Raw genomic sequence first — 1540 nt, forward strand, 5'->3', positions numbered from 1 at the left:
TCCGTAATGGTTGCGGTTAAAAGACGCTGGTAAAAAACCTCATGAACAGGTTTATCTCCCACCTTGACCACAATAAAGGGGTATGTGCGCATTAATCCCATAACCGCTTCACCATGCTTTGGGGATTAGACAACACAAATTCAGGCAAAGTAACCGTTAAGCCCCGAGGTAAAAACACACCATATCTCGCAATACCTGGATTAGCTTCCAGTGTGGCTTCTAAATAGCCGTTTAGTGCCCCAACTTGGATGCGGTCTCTGAACACTGCCATGGCATGGTGAAAGCAAAGGAAATCGAGACTCATATCCTCTAGCTCTACAACCACATGCTTTTCTGGTATCTTCATAGAGTTTGTCCCACTTGGATTTGTCCTTGTGGTTTTCCGCCATTAAAAAAGGGCAAGAGCGTAATGGAATAGCGGATACGCTGGGATTGACCAGAGCGGCTGATATAGTCGTGGTCTTTATTGATCGTGGTGATTACTACGGGTCCATGGAGAAGGACACTATAGGTGGTATCATTGATCCAACGAAGCATTTGGACAGGCTTGGCAACACGAATGGTTCTAGTGATGGCATCAATGGCTGCACGGTCCCCAAACTCTTCTGGAAACAACACCCCATGAATGGTTTTGGGGTCATTGCCATAACCGGTAAATTGCAAACTGGGTGCCTCACCAAAACGCTCTAGGCAAACCCATGAGGCAGAAAACTCTTCCTCAAAGGATTGGAAATTCAGCCAGTCCACATAAAAGAGATGTGGACCTAACATCAGCAAAGGATCTCTCATAGACGCCCTCCCCTTGATTGTATCCCTTCCAGCACGTCATCTCTTTCGAAACGTATCATTGCATCTCTCCTACCATTGCGCTCTCCTAGCACTTCATCCCTCCCCTCATTGTGTTCTTTCCAGCACGCCGTCTTTTCCCTTATTCTGTCGCCCTTATCATTCTGTCCCGCCATGCAGCGCATTGGCACGTGCCCGTTGCAAAGCATGGGCAACCGCACGACCAGTGACAACAGGATCACGCGCACCATTGACATGCACCGTGACATTTTGATTGTGTGTGATGGGGGAGTGATCTTTGCTTTTTGCTTCTGTGAAAGGGGAATTTGCATGCCCCGCCCCCGCAAATTGTGCTATGGGCTGAATGGTTGTTTTTCCTCCCAAAAAACTTGGCAAAAACTCTCTTAAATTAATCGACCCAAACCACCCCTTCATGCGATGAGGCAAAGATTTACAAAAATCTGTCAATTGTGAGATGGTGCCCATAAAACCATCGACAATCCAATTGGCTAAGTCTTCCCCAGCTTGTTCCATACTTGCCTTGGCATCATCAGAGAGCTTTTCGCGGGCAAAAAAGCTTCCCAACCAGCTCCAAAAGTTGGAAAGACTTTGTTTAAAGCCCTCCCACAAACCTTCAAAGCTTTGAACAACAGAGGAAAGTCCTTGTTTAAACTTTTGCCAAGTTTGAGAGAAATCAAAAGCAGCAGCAATGATATTTTTCCAACGCGTAATGGTAGTGGTATCAGCACCAAAA

The 1540-nt window shown here is 46.4% G+C and carries 2 protein-coding genes and 2 pseudogenes; all 4 read right to left on the reverse strand.

All coding sequences use genetic code 11. The features are described 5' to 3' along the window. Positions 1-92, reverse strand: a pseudogene (locus tag ACFIMX_RS06660) (late control protein); the annotation flags it as partial. Further along, on the reverse strand, positions 92-346 hold the full coding sequence (locus ACFIMX_RS06665; protein WP_375639592.1) for a tail protein X: 255 nt from the start codon (positions 344-346) through the stop codon (positions 92-94). The pseudogene ACFIMX_RS06660 and the gene ACFIMX_RS06665, both read right to left, overlap by 1 nt. Further along, complete coding sequence (locus ACFIMX_RS06670; protein WP_375694219.1) at positions 343-789, reverse strand: phage tail protein; 447 nt, start codon at positions 787-789, stop codon at positions 343-345. Before ACFIMX_RS06670 ends, ACFIMX_RS06665 begins: the two co-directional genes overlap by 4 nt. A 156-nt stretch (positions 790-945) precedes the next feature. After that, positions 946-1540, reverse strand: a pseudogene (locus ACFIMX_RS06675) (phage tail tape measure protein); the annotation flags it as partial.

It is taken from the genome of Bartonella sp. AD24XZML (assembly GCF_042196485.1).
In the GTDB taxonomy this organism is placed as follows: domain Bacteria; phylum Pseudomonadota; class Alphaproteobacteria; order Rhizobiales; family Rhizobiaceae; genus Bartonella.

What these genes read in the sequence shown, in the direction of transcription:
- ACFIMX_RS06665 (WP_375639592.1), bottom strand. Translation starts at nt 346, where the DNA reads ATGAAGATACCAGAAAAGCATGTGGTTGTAGAGCTAGAGGATATGAGT.
- ACFIMX_RS06670 (WP_375694219.1), bottom strand. Translation starts at nt 789, where the DNA reads ATGAGAGATCCTTTGCTGATGTTAGGTCCACATCTCTTTTATGTGGAC.